Source organism: Caballeronia sp. (assembly GCF_049581465.1).
Lineage (GTDB): Bacteria > Pseudomonadota > Gammaproteobacteria > Burkholderiales > Burkholderiaceae > Caballeronia.
The window spans coordinates 1-3,087 of the sequence record NZ_JBAUSA010000535.1 but is presented as its reverse complement, the minus strand read 5'-3'; the positions used below and the strand labels follow the sequence as shown (position 1 = coordinate 3,087).

The following is a 3,087-nucleotide window of genomic DNA, read 5'->3' as shown; positions in this document are numbered from 1 at the left end:
CGCTTGACTGGCCTTATCTGCCCTTCGAGATCCCGGCGGAGATCCGGAGTTTGTGGGACGCTCGTGAGCGCGGCCAGACTGTTGAGGCGGACTGGACTGTTCGCTTCGCTGCGTACCGGCGGCAGTTCCCGCGCGAAGCGGCGGAGTTCGAACGGCGCGCGCGTGGAGCGCTGCCCGTGCACTGGCGTTCGGCTGCGTCGGGGCTTGTTCAGGATGCCAACCGCGCGGGTCAGTCGATAGCGACGCGTAAGGCATCGCAGCAGGCTATAGAGGGGCTGGCTCGGGCGTTGCCCGAATTGCTGGGAGGATCGGCGGACCTGACCGGTTCGAACCTCACGCGCTGGAAGGAAGCCGTCACGGTGCTTGGGCGGCGTGACGGTCTTCAAGCTGGTCTTCAAGCCGGCAACTATGTGCATTTCGGCGTGCGTGAATTCGGTATGAGCGCGGCGCTTAACGGTATCGCGCTGCATCGCGGATATCTGCCGTTTGGCGGCACTTTCCTCACGTTCTCCGACTACTCGCGCAATGCGTTGCGCATGGCTGCGCTGATGAAGGTCCGCACGGTGTTTGTGTTTACGCACGACTCCATTGGACTTGGCGAGGATGGCCCGACGCATCAGTCCATAGAGCATGCAGCCAGTCTTCGGATGATTCCCGGTCTCGATGTCTGGCGCCCGTGCGACACGGTGGAGACGGCGCAAGCATGGGTGTGCGCGGTCGACCGTGATCGTCCCTCTTGTTTGTTGCTGAGCCGGCAGGCCTTGCCATTCGTTTCGCGCGACGAAGATCAGATCGATGCAATTGCAAACGGCGGGTATGTACTGCGCGACTGGCCCGATCCTGCCGGTCGCGTGTCGAAGCGCGTGGTGCTGATCGCGACGGGGTCTGAGGTCGCCCTTGCTCTGGCGGCGGTTGAGCCACTGCGTGCGCAGGGAGTGCTTGCCCGGGTGGTGTCGATGCCATCTACCACCGTGTTCGACCGTCAGTCGCGGGCATGGCGCGACCGGGTGCTACCGCGGGACGTGCCGCGTGTTGCCGTTGAAGCGGGGGTGAGTGCGTTCTGGCGCCAGTATGTGGGACTGGAAGGCGGTGTAGTCGGAATCGATTGCTTTGGCGAATCTGCGCCGGCTGAAGCGTTGTTCGAGCATTTCGGGCTGACGGTTGCGGGCGTGGTCAAGGAGGCAAGCAGGGTTGCTTGCTGAACGCATCAGTTTCCAATGAGTTATTTACGACCTGAATATATCGGAGTCCGAAATGCCATTTATCGCATTGCGTCAGTTACTTGATCATGCAGCCGAGCAAGGTTATGGAGTACCCGCGTTTAACGTGAACAACATGGAGCAGATCCAGTCAATCATGCAGGCTGCGCAAGCAACTCGCAGTCCGGTGATTCTGCAGGCGTCCGCGGGTGCGCGCAAATATGCCGGGGAGCCGTACCTGCGGCATCTCGTGCTGGCTGCGCTAGAAGCGCATCCTGACCTGCCGGTTGTGCTGCATCAGGATCACGGCGCGAGTCCGTCGGTATGCCAGCAGGCGATCCGCTCGGGCTTCACGTCCGTGATGATGGATGGCTCGTTGATGCCTGATCAGAAGACGCCTGCCGATTACGCCTACAACGTGGAGGTGAGCCGGCAGGTGGTCGAGGCTGCGCACGCGGTGGGGGTATCGGTTGAGGGAGAGTTGGGATGTCTCGGCTCGCTCGAAACCGGCGAAGCGGGTCAGGAAGATGGCGTGGGTGCGCAGGGCAGGTTATCGCGTGATGATTTGTTGACCGACCCTGAGCAGGCGAGGGCGTTTGTCGAGGCGACGGGGGTGGATGCCCTTGCGATAGCCATTGGTACGTCGCATGGGGCTTATAAGTTCAGTCGTCAACCGGATGGCGAGATTCTGGCGATTGACCGGATAGTGGCGATTCACCAGATGATTCCGGAAACGCATTTAGTGATGCATGGATCGTCTTCGGTGCCGCAGGAGTGGCTGGCCATCATTCGTGAGCATGGTGGTGAGATGCCTGTGACTTACGGTGTTCCGGTGGAGGAGATTCAGCGTGGAATTGCGAATGGCGTGCGCAAGGTAAATATCGATACGGATATCAGGCTGGCAATGACTGGCGCCATGCGAAGGTCGCTGGCAATGGCAAAGGGTGAGTTCGATCCACGTCATGCGTTGAAGGCAGCGACGGCTGCGGCGAGGGATTTATGCGTCGCGCGGTTCGAGGCGTTTGGATGTGCGGGGCAAGCTGACAGGATCAAGCCGGTGGGGCTTGATGTGATGGCTGGTCGATATCATTGAGGGTTGCTGGCGGTTGGGTCGGGATGGGTGCCGGGTTGCCTGGTTCTGGGGTTAGAGGTCGGAGTCAATGCTGGGTTGATGCTTACCGACTAGTCGCCAAAAGGCGATTTCTTTCCGCCGTCCGTCAAGTCCATTATCTTGTGCCCTTGTCCATCCGTAATCAGGGTGAGCGGGCGCAACTCAGGAAATTGGGGAACAAGCGACATCAAGATTGTTCCGCCCAGTCGCCGCGCGGCTTCGTCATCAAGCGGGTTTTGATCGTTCACGGGAATTTCTATAAACGCTCGTTTTTGCGCATCGGGTATGCCGTCCAACGCATTCGCAGAGACCCAAAACCGGCGAAGCGTCTTTGTTAGTGGGTCATAGCCAGTAAGCAGATATTGGAAATTCATCAAGTAGCCTCGACAAGAAAGCGCCGAGCGGTAGCCCACGCGTCGATCGCACCCGAAGGGGGTAGCGCATCGCAACCCGCACCCGATCGAAGCGGCGCTCGATTGTCTGGGTGGACGTGATCATTGCCTGCTTGATCGCCATGCCGAGGGGCGAGGAATGATGCTCGAATTCGCTTCTTATCAACCGGCGACGATTGGCGGATTGAGTCGTAGTCGGGCGGGATGAAGCCGGTGCTGCCGGTTATGAATTTAGTCATGATCTGCCAGGGAAACACGCTAAAGAGACGAGCGAAGAAAGAGGCTATAAGTCGCGCGTTATTGCCGGAGATCATCCAGGCTGCGCCCAGTCATCTTTCACAGTTGTGCCTTTCACGCGTTGCTTTGCTGCCGGTTGTGACGCGTC

The 3,087-nt window shown here is 59.5% G+C and carries 4 protein-coding genes; 3 read left to right on the top strand and 1 reads right to left on the bottom strand.

Features of this window, described 5'->3' with window-relative positions; all coding sequences use genetic code 11:
• On the top strand, positions 1 to 1,202 hold a 1,202-nt coding region (locus WCA53_RS13250), incomplete at its 5' end, for a transketolase-like TK C-terminal-containing protein (protein WP_423910666.1).
• Between the two features lie 52 nt (positions 1,203 to 1,254).
• Positions 1,255 to 2,292 carry a class II fructose-bisphosphate aldolase gene (fba, locus tag WCA53_RS13245; protein WP_423910663.1) on the top strand — a complete coding sequence of 346 codons (1,038 nt, stop codon included), beginning with the start codon at positions 1,255 to 1,257 and terminating at the stop codon, positions 2,290 to 2,292.
• 89 nt (positions 2,293 to 2,381) lie between these two features.
• Here fba and WCA53_RS13240 read toward each other — a convergent pair whose 3' ends face one another.
• The gene (locus WCA53_RS13240; RefSeq protein ID WP_423910660.1) at positions 2,382 to 2,684 is read right to left on the bottom strand and encodes a hypothetical protein; all 303 of its coding nucleotides are present in this window, start codon (positions 2,682 to 2,684) and stop codon (positions 2,382 to 2,384) included.
• Between the two features lie 222 nt (positions 2,685 to 2,906).
• Here WCA53_RS13240 and WCA53_RS13235 point away from each other — a divergent pair.
• The coding region (locus tag WCA53_RS13235; protein WP_423910657.1) for a hypothetical protein at positions 2,907 to 3,087 on the top strand (181 nt) is incomplete at its 3' end.

Coding starts and splice junctions, on each gene's coding strand:
- fba (WP_423910663.1), top strand. CDS start 1,255: ATGCCATTTATCGCATTGCGTCAGTTACTTGATCATGCAGCCGAGCAA.
- WCA53_RS13240 (WP_423910660.1), bottom strand. CDS start 2,684: ATGAATTTCCAATATCTGCTTACTGGCTATGACCCACTAACAAAGACG.